Below are 16,333 nucleotides of genomic sequence, written 5' to 3'. Positions count from 1 at the left end.
ATATTTCTTCGGACAAGCTACTGATTAAAATGTCTTTTGGTTTTCGTTGTGGCGACGTGGTTAGCGGGATCATCCGGCCAAACGTGCTTAGGATAGCGACCTTTCATCTCTTTTTTAACTTCTTGGTACGCTCCTGACCAAAAACTTGCAAGATTACTGGTCAATTGCAAAGGTCGTTGCGCTGGAGACAACAACTCCAACACCACTGTTTTTCGCCCTTGAGCGACCGTCGGAGAAGTTTGTTCACCAAAAACTTCCTGCATCCTAACAGACAATACCGGTTCGTGACCGAGTTGATAACGGATCTTCTTCTTACTTCCCGTCGGCAAGAGATAGTACTTCGGCAACCATTGGTCGATTTCTTGATTGAGTGGCCAACCTAAATACGCTAACAAAGCTTCATTAAGATTGACTTGGCTAAGTGCTTTAACCGAGCGAACGCCCACCAAGTAAGGGGATAACCATTGTTCTAAATTGGCCAACAAAGCTTCATCACCTAACGCTGGCCAATCATGCTCAGGCAACCATTCACAACCGCAGCGTAAGCGAGCGATTAGCTCACTGGCAGATTCGGTCCAATTTAAGCATTGTAACCCTTGGCGACGAATATAATTGAGCAGAGCTTCACTCATTTTATCTGCCGATGGTTCTGCCATTGGTCGCGATTCAATGATCAGATTGGCCCATTGAACCCTCTCCTCTGCCACCAACTTACCGCGCTTTTCGTCCCAATCGACCACTTGTTGTTGAGAAAATTTCTCTGGCAATGCGTTTAGCAAACGAGTGATATCAAGATCGATGGCCAAATAAATCATCGCAGCATCGCCATGGCTACGCATTAAATCAATAGCAATAAGATAGTCACTCGCAGCAAGAGGGTCGTCATCACGCAATTGCGCGCCATGACCATTGGCCAATAAATAACGACCACCTTGTTTACTGCGGCTTTGCGCGACACGGTCAGGGAACGCTAAAGCAAGCAACGGAGCTACTTGCATTTCATCAACATCATGCAGAGCAAACGCCAATCCTAGTTTACGCGCTAAACTCTGTATTCGAGCCTCAACGATGCGTTGTTTACTGTGTTTTTTCGCTTTGAAACGCTGTACGGAATGCGCAAAATCCACCACATTCCGCTCTGGTTCTTCTAGCAACGCCACCACGGCCAAAGCGGTGGTAGGCCATTGGTTTGGCCTACCATGATCCAATTGCTTTGCTTGCACCAACATCGCGGCGGTACGAGGCTCTAATCCTAGTTTTTGCGCACTTAGCCCCATCGGAGTTAATTGATGCTTTTCATCCATTAAGCCAAGGGAAAGCAATAAACTGCGCGCTTGAGCCATAGCGCTATTTGGGGGAACATCCAGCCAGCTGAGTTCGCTTGCGTCTAGGCAACCCCATTGAGCTAATTCCATTGCTAAAGATGAAAGATCGCTATGCAGAATTTCAGCCGCAGGAACGGTCGGTTGCTGTGCCAATTGCCCCTCACTATAGAGGCGCAAACAAATACCAGCTTCCGTACGCCCCGCTCGTCCAGCACGCTGCTCTGCTGACGACTGGGCAATGCGCACTTGCTCAAGTTTGGTAATGCCCGTTTTTAAATCGTATTTCGCCACGCGCTCTAATCCGGAATCCACCACCATGCGAATCCCCTCAATCGTCAACGATGTTTCGGCAATATTGGTCGCCAAAACCACTTTACGACGCCCTTTGGCCGCGGGTTGAATCGCCGCTTGTTGCTGCTCAAAACTCAATTGACCGTATAAAGGACAGACATCGACATCGGCTGGTAATTGATTTAATTGTTGCTGTAAGTGCCCTATCGCCGCAACACCGGGTAAAAAGGCCAGTAGCGAACCCGACTCAATCGCCATTAAGCTATGAATATGTTTCGCCATCCCATCGACAAGGCGCTCATTTACCTTGAGTGGCGCATAACGAAACGCCACTGGGTAACTGCGTCCTTGGGATTCCACATAGCGAGCTTGCGGCATTAAACACGCCAAAGCTTGGTGATCTAATGTGGCTGACATCACGATAAGTTTGAGATCATCACGTAGGGCTTCTTGGATCTCTAAACACAAGGCCAAGCCCATATCGGCATGAATGCTGCGCTCGTGAAACTCATCAAAAATAATTAGGTCCACGCCACTGAGTTCAGGATCGCTTTGGATCATTCGGGTCATAATCCCTTCCGTAACAATCTCTAGCTGCGTGTTATCACTGACTTTATTTTCACCCTTTACGCGATAACCAACACGCTGCCCGACGTTTTCACCCAATTGTTGCGCCAGATATCGCGCAATATTACGCGCGGCAAGACGACGTGGCTCCAACATGATGATCTTGCCACTCACCCTATTCTCTAATAGCAGTTGCAACGGAAAAAACGTCGATTTACCGGCACCAGGGGCGGCTTTAAGGATGAGTTGGCGGCAATCGCGAACACCAGAGAGAAGCTCAGGCATCACGCCTTCAATCGGCAGTTGTGACAATGGATAGGCCTTATGATGTAATGGACGTCACATTGTATCGAAGAAACGCAACCAGACCAAAATGAAGTTCCTCCCTCCTCTAGAGTCCGCTACGCTATTAAAGCGGTATAAACGCTTCTTAGCCGACATCCAATTGGATGACGGCAGTGAACGTACGATTCATTGCGCCAATACAGGGGCAATGACCGGATGTGCCACGCCGGGTGATAAGGTCTGGTTCTCGACATCCGATAACCCTAAAAGAAAATACCCGAACAGCTGGGAATTGAGCCAAACATCCTCTGGGCATCGTATCTGTATTAATACGGCGCGAGCCAATCAGCTGGCGGTAGAAGCAATAGAGCAAGGTGTTATCAAAGAATTACTTGATTACGAGCAACTTCAAACTGAAGTGAAATATGGCCAAGAAAATAGCCGAATTGATATCTTGCTCCGTGATCCACAAAAACCAGCATGCTATATAGAAGTAAAAAGCGTGACGCTGCTCGCCGAAAATAGCCAAGGACAAGGGTTCTTCCCTGATGCAGTGACCACCAGAGGTCAAAAACACCTGCGTGAATTGGCTGAAATGGCAAAAAATGGGAACCGTTCTGTACTTTTATTTATTGTTTTGCATTCGGGGATTGAAAAAGTATCTCCTGCACACCATATAGACGCCAACTATTCACAATTACTCAAAATTGCGATTGAACAAGGAGTGGAAGTGTTGTGCTATAAGGCACTGCTTTCAGAAAGTGAGATAAAGCTCATTAACGCATTGGAATTTAACTATTCGTGCTAAAAAATGATGCCGTCTTCACATTGACAATAACTTTACGCAACAGTGTTTGCCTCCTAAAGTTCTTTTTGCTATAGATACCCGCCTTAAATTAACTGCTCAAGCAGTTGACTAGGTGTTAGGAGATACTGCATGTCAGAATTAAAGAAAAAAGCGATAGGCATCCTAGCCATTGCAGGCGTTGAACCTTATCAAGAAAAACCAGGTGAAGAGTACATGTCACCTGAGCAAATGGCTCACTTTAACCAGATTTTACAAGCTTGGCGCAACCAGCTAAGACAGGAAGTTGATCGTACTGTTCACCACATGCAGGATGAAGCGGCAAACTTCCCAGATCCAGTTGATCGCGCTTCGCAAGAAGAAGAATTTAGCCTAGAACTACGCAACCGTGATCGTGAGCGTCGTTTGATCAAGAAGATTGAAAAAACATTAACTAAAATCGAAGAAGACGATTTCGGTTTCTGTGAATCTTGTGGCGTTGAAATTGGCGTGCGTCGTTTAGAAGCTCGTCCTACTGCAGATCTTTGTATCGACTGTAAAACTCTTGCAGAGATGAAAGAAAAGCAGATGCAAGGTTAATCTTGCCAGCCATTAAGTGAAAAGGGAGCAGTGATGCTCCCTTTTTGGTTTCTTAACTTCTTTGTTCGGTTTCATTATGAGTTACATCGGTCGCTTTGCCCCTTCCCCTTCAGGCCCTCTTCACTTTGGCTCGCTCGTGGCCGCTCTTGGTAGTTATTTTCAAGCCAAAGCTCATCAAGGGCAGTGGTTGGTTAGGATAGAAGATATTGACCCACCGAGAGAAATGGCAGGCGCTTCGGATCTGATTCTGCGTACCTTAGAGGCTTATCAACTGCACTGGGATGGTGAGGTGGTTTATCAAAGCCAGCGTCATCAACTGTACCAAGACCAAATAGAAGCATGGCTCAAGAGCGGCCAAGCTTACTATTGCCAATGCAGTCGAAAAGAGATCAAGCAAGCTGGCGGTTTTTACCTCGGCACTTGTCGCGATCGGAAACTTTTTGGTGATACGCCTTGTGCAACTCGCCTACGTATGACAGAGCCCGTATACGATTTCATTGACCAAAAACATGGTCAACTGACCATTCCAACATCGCTGGCAGATGAAGATTTTATTATAAAACGTCGTGATGGATTATTTGCCTACAACCTTGCGGTAGTATTGGATGATATTGACCAAGGGATCACCCAAGTTGTGCGAGGTGCCGACTTGATTGAACCAACCGGACGCCAGATCAGTCTCTATAAAATGCTTGGTCAAAACCCCGTTAGCTACCTTCATCTCCCTTTAGCACTCGGAGAGAATGGTCAAAAATTATCAAAACAAAACCACGCTCCTGCGGTGGATAATCTCAATCCAAAGCCTGCATTATTAGAAGCAATGCACTTTTTAGGTTTTGATTTAGAAGTAGATTTAGTAGACGCTTCTTTAGCGGAAATCATCCATTGGGGCGTACAAAACTGGCATACTAAACAGCTACCGGATACAACCGAGATCACGCCGAGATTCTCAAATCGGCCTCGTTAAGCTATTATTAGCCGCAAATTCGCCCTTGGGCGCCAGAATTTAATGGAAACAGAAGCGGTTTAATGACCGGTTTTGTCAAAAGCACATGAATAAAAACGACTATACACCAAGCGAGCCAACTAGCTTTCCTGAGCTCGCTCTAAATATTATTACTCGAGAAGAGCACAATATTTCGCGCAAGCAGATCAGTGACAATGCACTGAAGGTGCTATACCGACTTCATGGTGCAGGCTTTGATGCATTTCTTGTTGGCGGTGGCGTGCGTGACTTATTATTAGCTCACTCACCGAAAGACTTTGACATCGCAACGAATGCGACACCAGAGCAGATCCGTCAACTGTTTAAAAACTGCCGCCTTATTGGCCGCCGTTTTCGCTTAGCGCACATTATGTTTGGCCGCGATATTATCGAAGTGGCGACCTTCCGTGGTCATCACCAAGAGCCAAGTAAAAACGTAGCGATGCAATCAAAAGAAGGTATGCTGCTGCGTGACAATGTTTACGGCACGATTGATGAAGATGCCGAGCGTCGCGATTTCACGATCAACGCGATGTATTACAACATTGGCAACTTTGCGATTCATGATTACGCACGCGGAAATGAAGATCTTGAAGACAAACTGGTTCGCCTCATTGGTGATCCAGAAACACGTTACCGAGAAGATCCTGTGCGTATGCTGCGTGCGATTCGCTTTGCAGTAAAACTCGACTTCGATATTGAAGAAGATACGGCAGCGCCAATTGAAGAATTAGCACACCTGCTCAAAGAGATCCCTTCAGCACGTTTGTATGAAGAATCGCTAAAAATGCTACAAACGGGTTATGGTCTAGAAACCTACCATTTGATGCGTGAATACAACCTGTTCCAACCGCTGTTCCCAACCGTGTCAGAGTTCTTCACTGAAGAATATGACTCTAAAACAGAGCAGATGCTGGATTTGGTGCTCGATTCTACCGACCAACGAGTGGAAGAAGGCAAACGTATTAATCCTGCGTTTATGTTTGCAGCCATGCTGTGGTATCCGCTACAAGCAAAAGCCGAAGAACTCATGGCAACGCGCAAAATGGGCGAGTACGACGCGATCATGGAAGCGAGCAACATCATTCTTGATGAGCAAGTTCGCACCATCGCGATTCCGCGTCGCCATACCGCGACCATCCGTGAAATTTGGCAGCTGCAAACACGCTTACCACGTCGCAACGGTAAACGAGCTTTCCGCCTAATGGAGCTTAATAAGTTCCGCGCCGGTTACGATTTCTTAGAAATGCGTGCGGAAGTGGAAGGTGGTGAAATCGAGAAACTGGCAAAATGGTGGAATACTTTCCAGAATGCCGGCCGCAATATTCGCCAAGAAATGGCAGCGGAACTCGATAACGAACCCGCACAGAAAAGCGGCCAACGTCGTCGTAAAAGCAACAATCGTAACCGACGTAATACCCGTAAGAGCAGCAACGCATCATGATCACCGCCTATATTGCTGTCGGCAGTAATATGGCCGATCCTGTTGCACAAGCAAATAGCGCCATTGAGGCGCTAAAACAACTGCCTAGATCAGCGTTTATTCAGGCCTCAATGCTATATAGTAGCACGCCAATGGGGCCACAAAATCAACCTGATTACATCAATGCAGTTGTGGCAATTCAAACTGAATTAACGCCTCTTGAGCTACTCGATTGCACCCAAGCAATTGAACTAGAACAAGGGCGAGTCCGTAAAGATGAACGCTGGGGACCAAGAACTCTAGATCTCGACATCATTCTTTACGGCAATGAGGAAATCGATTCCGAGCGATTAACCGTTCCACATTATGGAATGCGCGAAAGAGAGTTTGTACTCTACCCGCTCGCTGAAATCGCCCCTAATTTAACACTCCCTGACGGGACTGAGCTTGCACAACTACTACACAGTGTTGACCGCAATGGACTCAGAATTTGGCACTCATAGCCAGCTCCTTATTAAGGATAATTAATGAAAAAAATTACCATCAACGACCTTATCATGTGGAAACAAGAGGGTCGTAAATTTGCATCTTCTACAGCTTATGACGCAAGCTTTGGCCAGTTGTTTGAACAGCAAGAAATGCCGGTGCTATTGGTTGGCGATTCACTTGGCATGGTATTGCAAGGCGAATCAAGCACGCTGCCTGTAACAGTCGAAGACATTGCTTACCACACGCGCTGTGTGCGCGCTGGTAGCCCAAATAGCTTACTTATGGCCGATATGCCATTCATGAGCTACGCCACGCCTGAGCAAGCTTGTGAAAACGCAGGCAAGCTAATGCGTGCGGGTGCCAATATGGTCAAGCTAGAAGGTGGTGATTGGTTAGTTGATACTGTGAAAATGCTGACTGAGCGCGCAGTACCCGTGTGTGCTCACTTGGGTTTAACCCCTCAATCAGTCAACATTTTTGGCGGCTTTAAAGTTCAAGGCCGCGAACAAGAGAAAGCGGATCGAATGGTACGCGACGCGCTTGCACTGCAAGAAGCTGGTGCGCAAATCATATTACTTGAATGTGTACCGCAAGAACTTGCCGCACGCATTACCGAAGTGCTGGATGTTCCAGTAATCGGCATTGGTGCTGGTAATGTGACTGACGGTCAGATCCTCGTCATGCACGATATGCTTGGCATTGCAGCCAACTACATGCCGAAATTCTCGAAAAACTTCCTAGCTGAAACGGGCGATATACGTAAAGCCATCACCAAGTACATCGAAGATGTCGCTAGTGGTGCGTTCCCAGATGAAGCACATACGATTGCCTAGAGGATATCATCATGCAAACATTTGCTGACATTTCAGCTCTCCGCGAGCAGATCAAACAGTATAAGCGTGACGGTCGCAAAGTCGCTTTTGTACCAACCATGGGTAACCTGCATGAAGGTCACCTAACACTGGTTCGCAAAGCGCGCGAATACGCTGATATCGTTGTAGTGAGTATCTTCGTCAACCCAATGCAATTTGAGCGTGCGGATGATCTCAACAACTATCCACGCACACTTGAAGATGACCTGAGCAAACTGAATGGCGAAGGGGTTGAATTGGTCTTCACTCCAACACCTGAAACCATTTACCCTGAAGGTTTAGAAAGCCAAACATCGGTTGATGTTCCAGGACTTTCAACCATGCTAGAGGGCGCCTCTCGTCCGGGCCACTTCCGTGGTGTTTCGACCATCGTGACTAAGCTGTTTAACATCGTGCAACCTGATGTGGCTTGTTTTGGTGAGAAAGATTTCCAGCAGCTCGCTGTCATTCGTAAGATGGTTGACGATCTCGCGATGGATATCGAAATCATCGGCGTTGCGACCGTACGTGAAATGGACGGCTTAGCGATGAGTTCACGTAACGGATTGCTGACTCTAGATGAGCGTCAACGCGCACCTGTGTTAGCTCGTACCATGCGTTGGATCAGTAGCGCAATGCGCGGCGGCCGCGATGATTACGCTTCAGTGATTGAAGATGCCAGCGACCAACTGCGCGCCGCGGGCCTACAGCCTGATGAAATCTTTATTCGTGATGCTCGCACGCTGCAAACCATCACAACAGAAACCACTCAAGCAGTGATTCTGATGTCGGCATTCTTAGGAAAAGCTCGTCTAATCGACAACCAAACGGTTGAGATGGCGACTGAAACGAAAGAAGAGGCTGATACTAGCGAAGAGAACTCTCCAGAGAGTTAAACTCAACCGCTAGCGACGAGGCATAAAACAAAAAAGGTTGGCACATGCCAACCTTTTTTATGAGTGTTCAATTAGAAACAGCAAAGCTTTGAGAATCTAAAAATATCTCGTAACTAATCAGCTTACTTCTCTAGCGAAGTGCTCTACCCTCTCGCTTCCTCACACCCTACGAACGTAAGCCAATGCCTTTAGTCACTAGGTAGTGAGCAATCGCGTACAACACGACAACAAACACTCCCAGCACACCAAATGAAGTGACAATGCCAACATCAGAAACACCCAAAAAGCCGTAGCGGAACGCATTGACCATATAGACGATTGGGTTGATCTTCGAAATCCCCTGCCAGAACTCAGGCAGTAAACTGATCGAGTAGAACACGCCACCCAAATAGGTCAGCGGTGTTAGCACGAAGGTGGGAATAATTGAGATATCATCAAAGGTGCGTGCATAAACCGCATTAATCAAACCGCCCAATGAAAAAACCACCGAGGTCAAAAACACCGTGGCAATAATAATTCCCCAATGATCGACTTGTAGATCAACAAAGAACAACGACACAAAGGTCACGATGGTGCCCACAAGTAACCCACGCACCACACCGCCCATCACAAAACCAAGGATGATGACGTAGTTTGGTACCGGCGCAACTAATAGCTCTTCGATATTGCGTTGAAACTTAGAACTAAAGAACGACGACGCGACATTAGAATATGAGTTGGTGATCACTGACATCATGATCAGACCCGGCACAATATATTCCATGTAACTAAAACCGTTCATTTCACCAATACGGGAACCAATTAAGTTACCAAAGATAATAAAGTAGAGCGTCATGGTGATCGCAGGTGGTACTAGAGTCTGTACCCAAATACGGGTAAAGCGATTAATCTCTTTGGTCAATAAGCTACAAAAAGCCGTCCAGTAAAGTTGATACATATTATTCGCCTCGGCTTTGTTGCTGAACGATGCTGACAAACAGCTCTTCCAATCGATTGGCTTTATTGCGCATCGACATCACTTGTATGCCCTGCTCACTCAATTGAGCAAACACATGGTTTAAGCCTTTATTTTTGGCAATTTCAATTTCAAGAGAACCATTGATTTCACGTTGAGAAATCACCCCCTGTAACTGTGGCAGCACTTGTTCCGTTTCGATATCAAGAATAAAAGTTTCAACATCTAATTTAGAAAGCAGCGCTTTCATTGAGGTGTTTTCGATCAACTCTCCACGATTGATAATACCGATATTGCGACACAGCATTTCAGCTTCTTCGAGGTAATGAGTGGTCAAAATAATGGTGATGCCTTGCTCTGAGTTGATCTCTTTAAGAAACTCCCACATTGAACGGCGCAGCTCAATATCCACCCCGGCGGTCGGTTCATCCAGGATCAATAGCTGTGGCTCATGCATAAGAGCACGAGCAATCATCAAGCGTCGCTTCATCCCACCCGAAAGATTGCGCGCACGCTCTTTGCGTTTTTCCCACAAATCCAATTTCGTCAGGTATTTTTCCGCGCGTTCTTTGGCAAGCGATTTGGCGACACCATAGTAGCCAGCTTGTTGAAGTACAATTTGCTCTACCGTTTCAAACGGGTTGAAATTAAATTCTTGGGGCACTAAACCAAGGTTTTGCTTCGCGCGTTCGAGATCGCTATCAATATCAAAACCAAATATTTTCACCTTGCCTGAACTCTTATTGACCAGCGATGAAATCACACCAATGGTGGTTGATTTCCCCGCGCCATTGGGTCCCAGCAAAGCATAAAAATCGCCTTTTTCTACATTGAGGCTGATGCCTTTCAATGCTTCAAATCCGCCCGCGTAGGTCTTTCTTAGCTGGTCTATTTCTAATGCGTACATAATCGCTCGCTTGTTGTGACCAACCGCTTCACGATGACAAAGCGGTTAGAGACTATCAATTTAAAATCAGTTTATCGTCGAATGACGATGATTACAAATAAACCTTTCGAATAAAATCGAAATATTTCGTCTGGCGATAAATAAAAAGACCGTAAAATCTCTCTTACGGTCTTTATTTAATCTTGCTGTGTCGCGGCTCTAAACTGAAACCGTTTGATGCTCATCACTCTCAACGTGTTTGATCGCGGCACGCAACGCTTCATAACGGAACGAATAAATATTTTGTCCCGGCACTAAATCAAGAATGTGAAACTTTTCCAATTGTTGCCAAATCTGTTTATTGGGGCACAGTAAATAAACCGCGCAATTGGCATCAAGGGCATCGTTAATCGCATTTTCCAATGCCAGACCAACGGTGACATCAATCATCGGCACATCAGTCAAATCAAGAATCATCGCTTCATATTCATCAATACTGCTGTGCTGACGGGAAATCGCCTTCGATACACTGAAAATCATCGGCCCCGACAGATAGAAAAACAACACTTTACCGTTGGCTTGATCCAACAAGCCACGCTCACTTTCAGTCAGTGGGACATCGTCTTCATCGGCATCACTGATGGCTTTTACTTGGCGTGCTTGCTCGCGGCTCAAACGTTCGATAATAATGATATTGGAGATAAAAACACCAAGCCCTACCGCTGCAATCAAATCAACAAATACTGTCAGCAACATCACGCCGTACATGATCGCCATGCCTTGAACACTGACTTTATGTGCGCGCTGGATGAAACTCCAGTCGAGAATATTAAAACCAACATAAACCGCAATACCGGCTAATACCGCCATAGGAATCGGTTCAGTTAAACCGCCAGCAACCAAGACGACAAGAGCAAGCATCAACGCGCGAATCACGCCTGATAACGGAGAGCGAGCACCAACTTGAATATTAGTCACCGTGCCCATGGTTGCCCCAGCCCCTGGCAGAGCACCGAATAGACCTGAAATCATATTCGCCAAACCTTGCCCTCGCAGTTCTTTATCAGAGTCATGCTCTTTACGAGTCAATGAATCACCAATAACTGCGGTTAATAAGGTATCAATACAACCTAGGGTTCCGAGTACCAATGCATCGATCACCATGGTGGTAAACATTTCAGCATTGATGTGCGGCACCACCAAAGACGGTAAACCGGCTGGAATTTCGCCAATACGGCGAATGGCATCGCTATCAAAGAGAATAACGGACAACACGGTCACCGCCACCAGTGCCACTAACTGTGCGGGGACATATTTTCGGTACTGTGGAGGAAAGAAAAATAAAATGCCGAGCGTGAGTAAACCTAAAAACAGCTCGCTAAATTTCACGTTAGCCAATGTTTCAGGTAACGCCGATAGTGTCCCCATCACTCCGCCCGATGGCGCAGCATGGCCTAATAGAGGTGAGAGCTGTAGGATAATCAGGATGACACCAATACCGGACATAAAACCGGATATCACACTATATGGCATCAAGGTAACGTATTTACCTAGCTTTAAGGTGCCCAATAATACCTGGAATGCACCAGCCATCATCACCACGGTGAACGTCATCGCCATGCCGGTTTCAGGATATTTGGCCATCATACTGGTTAATACCGCCGTCATGATCACCGTCATTGGTCCGGTTGGTTCTGAAATCAGGGTTGATGAGCCACCAAATAATGCAGCAAATAAGCCAACCATGATCGCGCCCCAAAGGCCTGCCTCAGCACCAGCCCCCGAAGCAACACCAAACGCGAGCGCTAATGGCAAAGAGATGATAGCGGTAGTCACACCACCAAATAGATCACCCTTCAAATTGATCTCTTTAAAACGATCTCCAAACAACATATCGCTCCCTGCAATAGTAAACAGCTAAACCGAATTATATTACCAAACGTTACTAGCGATACGACAGTGTTAATTGCATCACACCTTAGTAACAATTAACGAAAGTGGCATAAATATGACTAAGTTTATGATTTTGACTACATCAACACGTCAGATGAGTGCATTTTCATGCATTTTTTTAGAGAATGGCTTTGTAACATTGTGTATATTGTGGAGTAGAAACTTTAGGGATATAAGTAACCACAATGCCGAAAATGAAACAGTTATTCGACAATAACTCGAAATGGTCTGAAGAAATCAAATCAGAACGACCTGAATATTTCACCCGACTTGCACAAGGGCAAAAGCCTGACTTTCTCTGGATTGGTTGCTCTGACAGCCGCGTCCCAGCAGAACGTTTAACCGGATTATTCTCTGGCGAGTTGTTTGTTCACCGTAACGTCGCCAACTTGGTTGTGCACACGGACTTAAACTGTTTATCGGTGGTGCAGTACGCCGTTGATGTACTCAAAATCAAGCATATCATTATCTGCGGCCACTATGGCTGTGGTGGTGTCAATGCGGCGATTGATAACCCACAATTGGGACTGATCAATAACTGGTTATTGCATATTCGTGATATCTATTTCAAACACCGTACTTACCTTGACCAGATGGCGATCGAAGATAAAGCCGATAAACTGGGTGAAATCAACGTAGCAGAGCAAGTGTATAACTTAGGCAACTCAACCATCATTCAAAATGCATGGGAGCGCGGCCAAGAAGTGGAAATTCACGGTGTGGTTTATGGTATTGATGATGGACGTTTGCAGTATTTGGGCAATCGCTCCAATTCGAAAGAGTCGGTGGAAGCCTCTTACCTATCTTCGCTAGAAGAGATCCTTAACCCTGATTTCAAACTGCTGTGTCGTTAATCTCTCAACGAACATCACTGCCGCTATAAGTAGCAAAAAGCCCATCATTGATGGGCTTTTTCATTCGTTAACTCAAGTGTGCAATCGCTTATTCTTGAGGAACCACTTTACCAATGTACGGTAAGTGGCGGTATTTTTGTGCGTAGTCGATACCAACGCCCACAACAAATTCATCTGGAATTTCAAAACCAACCCACTGTACTGGCACATCCACTTCACGGCGCGATGGCTTATCCAGCAACGTACAGATTTCAATCGATTTTGGTTCGCGTAGCGATAGGATTTCACGTACTTTATTTAACGTGTTACCTGTATCGATAATATCTTCAACTAACAGTACATCCTTGCCTTTGATGTCATCATCAAGGTCTTTTAGGATACGTACGTCACGCGAGCTCTCCATGGTGTTGCCATAGCTAGATGCAGTCATGAAATCCACTTGGTGAGTGAGGTCAATCGCACGTGCAAGGTCAGCCATAAAGACAAATGAGCCACGCAGCAAGCCAACCAATACCAAGTCTTCACTACCTTGATAATGAGCAGTGATCTGCTTACCTAATTCACGTACACGTTCCTGCACTTCCTGCTCAGAAATCATTACTTCTATTGTATGTTTCATACCACTCTCGTTTGTCATTTTTAGCGTCTAATAATAGTAGCTCAGACACCGTTGGGCGTTTGCAAGCGCGTAGTTTAACACCTGTACAGAAAGAGAATAAACCTCAAGCAACGACAATTCTCTGAAACAAGATAAAAACAGTATGACCTTTCGCACGTTACTAACAAAATTGATTATTATCTGTACTGAAAATGTTGACCACAACCATATGCACCATTACACTCATTAACGCGATAAACAATTAATAAAATACTAATTAGGGCAAAGCCCATTTACAAAGATGCGCCTTATTTTCCGAGGTCTGCAGTACTCTTATTCCATTGATATCGCGATGTTGGATAAGAGAACCTAAGAATGATGATGTGCATGGATGTAATCAACTCATTTGGCAAGGATTTAAATTAATATGGACTCTATAGCAAAAAGACCCCGCACGCGCCTGTCGCCCAAAAAACGTAAGCAACAGCTGATGGATATCTCACTGGATGTGTTTGCACGACGTGGTATTGGTCGTGGCGGTCATGCTGATATTGCAGAAATAGCACAAGTATCGGTGGCTACGGTATTTAACTATTTCCCTACTCGTGAAGATTTAGTCGATGACGTACTGAATTATGTTGTCCGTCAGTTCTCTAATTTTCTGTCAGACAATATCGACTTAGATTTACACGCAAAACAAAATCTCGCAAATCTTACCTCTGAAATGGTGAATCTGATTTCTGAAGATTGCCATTGGCTTAAAGTATGGTTTGAGTGGAGCGCATCAACACGTGATGAAGTATGGCCACTATTTGTGACGACGAATCGTACCAACCAGTTGCTAGTACAAAATATGTTTATCAAAGCGATGGAGCGTGGTGAAGTGTGTAACGATCATGATCCTGCCGATCTGGCGACGCTTTTCCACGGTATTTGTTACTCACTGTTTGTACAAGCTAATCGCCACACCGATGAACAGGCGATGTTGAAATTGGCAGACAGCTACCTAAACATGCTGTGTATTTATAAAGAAGAGCAGTAAGTCGCGTCATTGCGACCCTTATCTTCGTCAAATACACCAATTTGAGTAATAAAAAAACCGCAGCCTAGGCTGCGGTTTTTATTTATCTAGTCAGAAATTATTTTTTCTTTTTCACTGCTTTTTTGTTTGGCAGGTCAGTAATTGAACCTTCAAACACTTCCGCCGCTAGACCCACTGACTCATGTAGAGTTGGGTGAGCGTGGATAGTCAGTGCGATGTCTTCAGCATCACAACCCATCTCGATTGCAAGACCAATTTCACCTAGTAGTTCACCACCGTTAGTACCCACGATAGCACCACCAATGACGCGGTGAGTCTCTTTGTCGAAGATTAGCTTAGTCATACCGTCTGCACAGTCAGATGCGATTGCACGACCTGATGCAGCCCATGGGAATGTCGCCACTTCGTACTTGATGCCTTCCGCTTTCGCTTCTTTCTCAGTTTTACCAACCCATGCCACTTCTGGCTCAGTATAAGCAATTGAAGGAATTACTTTAGGATCGAAGTAGTGCTTCTTACCAGAAATAACTTCTGCCGCTACGTGACCTTCATGCACACCTTTGTGCGCAAGCATTGGTTGGCCAACGATATCACCGATAGCAAAGATGTGCGGTACGTTAGTACGCATTTGCTTATCAACGTTGATAAAGCCGCGCTCATCAATTTCGATACCGGCTTTCGCGCCATCGATAAGAAGACCGTTTGGTACACGACCGATAGCAACAAGAACGGCATCGTAACGCTCAGCTTCTGCTGGCGCTTTTTTGCCTTCCATTGAAACGTAGATACCATCTTCTTTCGCTTCAACTGCTGTTACTTTCGTTTCTAGCATCAAGTTGAATTTCTTCTCAATGCGTTTAGTGAATACTTTTACGATGTCTTTGTCTGCTGCTGGGATAACTTGGTCGAACATCTCAACCACGTCAACTTTAGAACCCAGTGAGTGGTAAACCGTACCCATCTCAAGACCGATGATACCACCACCCATGATAAGCAGTTTTTCAGGAACTTCTTTCAGCTCAAGTGCATCGGTTGAATCCCAAATACGTGGGTCTTCATGTGGGATGAACGGCAGTTTGATCGGACGAGAACCCGCAGCCACGATAGCGTTGTCAAAGTTAACCACTGTTGACTCGCCTTCGCCTTCGACAAGGATTGAGTTAGGGCCGGTGAATTTGCCGTAGCCGTTTACAACCGTTACGTCACGCATCTTAGCCATACCGCTAAGACCGCCAGTCAGTTGTGTTACTACTTTTTCTTTCCACAAACGGATCTTGTTGATGTCAGTTTGCGGTTCGCCAAATACGATGCCGTGCTCAGAAAGTGCTTTTGCTTCTTCGATAACTTTCGATACGTGCAGTAGTGCTTTTGATGGGATACAACCTACGTTAAGGCAGACACCACCAAGAGTGCTGTAACGCTCAACTAGCACAGTTTCAAGACCTAAGTCTGCACAACGGAAGGCAGCAGAGTAACCAGCAGGACCAGAACCAAGTACAACAACTTGGGCTTTAATTTCTTTGCTCATTTTGACCTCTTGTAGTCATTA

15 protein-coding genes are annotated in these 16,333 nt (G+C 45.7%); 9 read left to right on the top strand and 6 right to left on the bottom strand.

What is annotated here, in order from left to right:
- Positions 1-17 precede the first annotated feature (17 nt).
- Positions 18-2,495, bottom strand: a complete 2,478-nt coding sequence (gene hrpB / locus RH85_RS16565) for an ATP-dependent helicase HrpB (protein ID WP_006713854.1) — start codon at positions 2,493-2,495, stop codon at positions 18-20.
- 61 nt (positions 2,496-2,556) lie between these two features.
- Here hrpB and sfsA point away from each other — a divergent pair, with 61 nt between their 5' ends.
- The 7 genes from sfsA (at position 2,557) to panC (ending at position 8,496) form a co-directional block, all read left to right on the top strand.
- Complete coding sequence (gene sfsA, locus RH85_RS16560; RefSeq protein ID WP_006713853.1) at positions 2,557-3,276, top strand: DNA/RNA nuclease SfsA; 720 nt, start codon at positions 2,557-2,559, stop codon at positions 3,274-3,276.
- 129 nt (positions 3,277-3,405) lie between these two features.
- Positions 3,406-3,852, top strand: a complete 447-nt coding sequence (gene dksA / locus RH85_RS16555) for an RNA polymerase-binding protein DksA (RefSeq protein WP_005593204.1) — start codon at positions 3,406-3,408, stop codon at positions 3,850-3,852.
- 76 nt (positions 3,853-3,928) lie between these two features.
- On the top strand, positions 3,929-4,819 hold the full coding sequence (gluQRS, locus tag RH85_RS16550) for a tRNA glutamyl-Q(34) synthetase GluQRS (protein ID WP_006713852.1): 891 nt from the start codon (positions 3,929-3,931) through the stop codon (positions 4,817-4,819).
- Positions 4,820-4,904: 85 nt separating this feature from the next.
- Positions 4,905-6,281 (top strand): polynucleotide adenylyltransferase PcnB, encoded by a 1,377-nt coding sequence (gene pcnB, locus RH85_RS16545; RefSeq protein WP_006713851.1) that lies wholly within the window; start codon positions 4,905-4,907, stop codon positions 6,279-6,281.
- Positions 6,278-6,763 (top strand): 2-amino-4-hydroxy-6-hydroxymethyldihydropteridine diphosphokinase, encoded by a 486-nt coding sequence (gene folK / locus RH85_RS16540; RefSeq protein ID WP_006713850.1) that lies wholly within the window; start codon positions 6,278-6,280, stop codon positions 6,761-6,763. The genes pcnB and folK overlap by 4 nt, the downstream gene beginning before the upstream one ends.
- Positions 6,764-6,787: 24 nt before the next feature.
- Complete coding sequence (gene panB / locus RH85_RS16535; RefSeq protein WP_006713849.1) at positions 6,788-7,582, top strand: 3-methyl-2-oxobutanoate hydroxymethyltransferase; 795 nt, start codon at positions 6,788-6,790, stop codon at positions 7,580-7,582.
- A gap of 11 nt (positions 7,583-7,593) precedes the next feature.
- Entirely contained in the window at positions 7,594-8,496 is a 903-nt protein-coding gene (gene panC, locus RH85_RS16530) for a pantoate--beta-alanine ligase (protein ID WP_006713848.1), read from the top strand.
- A gap of 166 nt (positions 8,497-8,662) precedes the next feature.
- Here the strand turns inward: panC and RH85_RS16525 are convergent, their stop codons facing one another.
- From RH85_RS16525 to RH85_RS16515, 3 genes are all read right to left on the bottom strand, one after another.
- Entirely contained in the window at positions 8,663-9,433 is a 771-nt protein-coding gene (locus RH85_RS16525; protein ID WP_005593196.1) for an ABC transporter permease, read from the bottom strand.
- A 1-nt stretch (position 9,434) separates the two neighbouring features.
- Positions 9,435-10,358, bottom strand: a complete 924-nt coding sequence (locus RH85_RS16520; protein ID WP_006713847.1) for an ABC transporter ATP-binding protein — start codon at positions 10,356-10,358, stop codon at positions 9,435-9,437.
- A 198-nt stretch (positions 10,359-10,556) separates the two neighbouring features.
- A complete protein-coding gene (locus RH85_RS16515; RefSeq protein WP_006713846.1) occupies positions 10,557-12,230 on the bottom strand; it encodes a SulP family inorganic anion transporter in 1,674 nt (557 codons plus the stop codon).
- Positions 12,231-12,475: 245 nt separating this feature from the next.
- Between RH85_RS16515 and can the strand changes: the two genes are divergently transcribed.
- Positions 12,476-13,144 (top strand): carbonate dehydratase, encoded by a 669-nt coding sequence (gene can, locus RH85_RS16510; RefSeq protein WP_006713845.1) that lies wholly within the window; start codon positions 12,476-12,478, stop codon positions 13,142-13,144.
- Between the two features lie 88 nt (positions 13,145-13,232).
- On the opposite strand, the gene hpt is transcribed toward can, so the two are convergent.
- On the bottom strand, positions 13,233-13,763 hold the full coding sequence (hpt, locus tag RH85_RS16505; protein WP_006713844.1) for a hypoxanthine phosphoribosyltransferase: 531 nt from the start codon (positions 13,761-13,763) through the stop codon (positions 13,233-13,235).
- Between the two features lie 406 nt (positions 13,764-14,169).
- Here hpt and RH85_RS16500 point away from each other — a divergent pair, with 406 nt between their 5' ends.
- Entirely contained in the window at positions 14,170-14,784 is a 615-nt protein-coding gene (locus RH85_RS16500) for a LuxR/HapR/OpaR family quorum-sensing transcriptional regulator (protein WP_006713843.1), read from the top strand.
- A 97-nt stretch (positions 14,785-14,881) separates the two neighbouring features.
- On the opposite strand, the gene lpdA is transcribed toward RH85_RS16500, so the two are convergent.
- Positions 14,882-16,312: a dihydrolipoyl dehydrogenase gene (gene lpdA, locus RH85_RS16495; RefSeq protein ID WP_005593190.1), complete on the bottom strand. Its 1,431-nt coding sequence runs from the start codon at positions 16,310-16,312 to the stop codon at positions 14,882-14,884.
- Positions 16,313-16,333 lie beyond the last annotated feature (21 nt).

This window comes from Vibrio ichthyoenteri ATCC 700023 (genome assembly GCF_000222605.1).
GTDB lineage: Bacteria > Pseudomonadota > Gammaproteobacteria > Enterobacterales > Vibrionaceae > Vibrio > Vibrio ichthyoenteri.
Note: the sequence above shows the minus strand (reverse complement) of the source record. Positions and strands in the feature narration are given on the sequence as shown.

What these genes read in the sequence shown, in the direction of transcription:
- lpdA (WP_005593190.1), bottom strand. Translation starts at nt 16,312, where the DNA reads ATGAGCAAAGAAATTAAAGCCCAAGTTGTTGTACTTGGTTCTGGTCCT.
- dksA (WP_005593204.1), top strand. Translation starts at nt 3,406, where the DNA reads ATGTCAGAATTAAAGAAAAAAGCGATAGGCATCCTAGCCATTGCAGGC.
- panB (WP_006713849.1), top strand. Translation starts at nt 6,788, where the DNA reads ATGAAAAAAATTACCATCAACGACCTTATCATGTGGAAACAAGAGGGT.
- gluQRS (WP_006713852.1), top strand. Translation starts at nt 3,929, where the DNA reads ATGAGTTACATCGGTCGCTTTGCCCCTTCCCCTTCAGGCCCTCTTCAC.
- RH85_RS16500 (WP_006713843.1), top strand. Translation starts at nt 14,170, where the DNA reads ATGGACTCTATAGCAAAAAGACCCCGCACGCGCCTGTCGCCCAAAAAA.
- pcnB (WP_006713851.1), top strand. Translation starts at nt 4,905, where the DNA reads ATGAATAAAAACGACTATACACCAAGCGAGCCAACTAGCTTTCCTGAG.
- sfsA (WP_006713853.1), top strand. Translation starts at nt 2,557, where the DNA reads ATGAAGTTCCTCCCTCCTCTAGAGTCCGCTACGCTATTAAAGCGGTAT.
- folK (WP_006713850.1), top strand. Translation starts at nt 6,278, where the DNA reads ATGATCACCGCCTATATTGCTGTCGGCAGTAATATGGCCGATCCTGTT.
- hpt (WP_006713844.1), bottom strand. Translation starts at nt 13,763, where the DNA reads ATGAAACATACAATAGAAGTAATGATTTCTGAGCAGGAAGTGCAGGAA.
- panC (WP_006713848.1), top strand. Translation starts at nt 7,594, where the DNA reads ATGCAAACATTTGCTGACATTTCAGCTCTCCGCGAGCAGATCAAACAG.
- RH85_RS16525 (WP_005593196.1), bottom strand. Translation starts at nt 9,433, where the DNA reads ATGTATCAACTTTACTGGACGGCTTTTTGTAGCTTATTGACCAAAGAG.
- can (WP_006713845.1), top strand. Translation starts at nt 12,476, where the DNA reads ATGCCGAAAATGAAACAGTTATTCGACAATAACTCGAAATGGTCTGAA.
- RH85_RS16520 (WP_006713847.1), bottom strand. Translation starts at nt 10,358, where the DNA reads ATGTACGCATTAGAAATAGACCAGCTAAGAAAGACCTACGCGGGCGGA.
- RH85_RS16515 (WP_006713846.1), bottom strand. Translation starts at nt 12,230, where the DNA reads ATGTTGTTTGGAGATCGTTTTAAAGAGATCAATTTGAAGGGTGATCTA.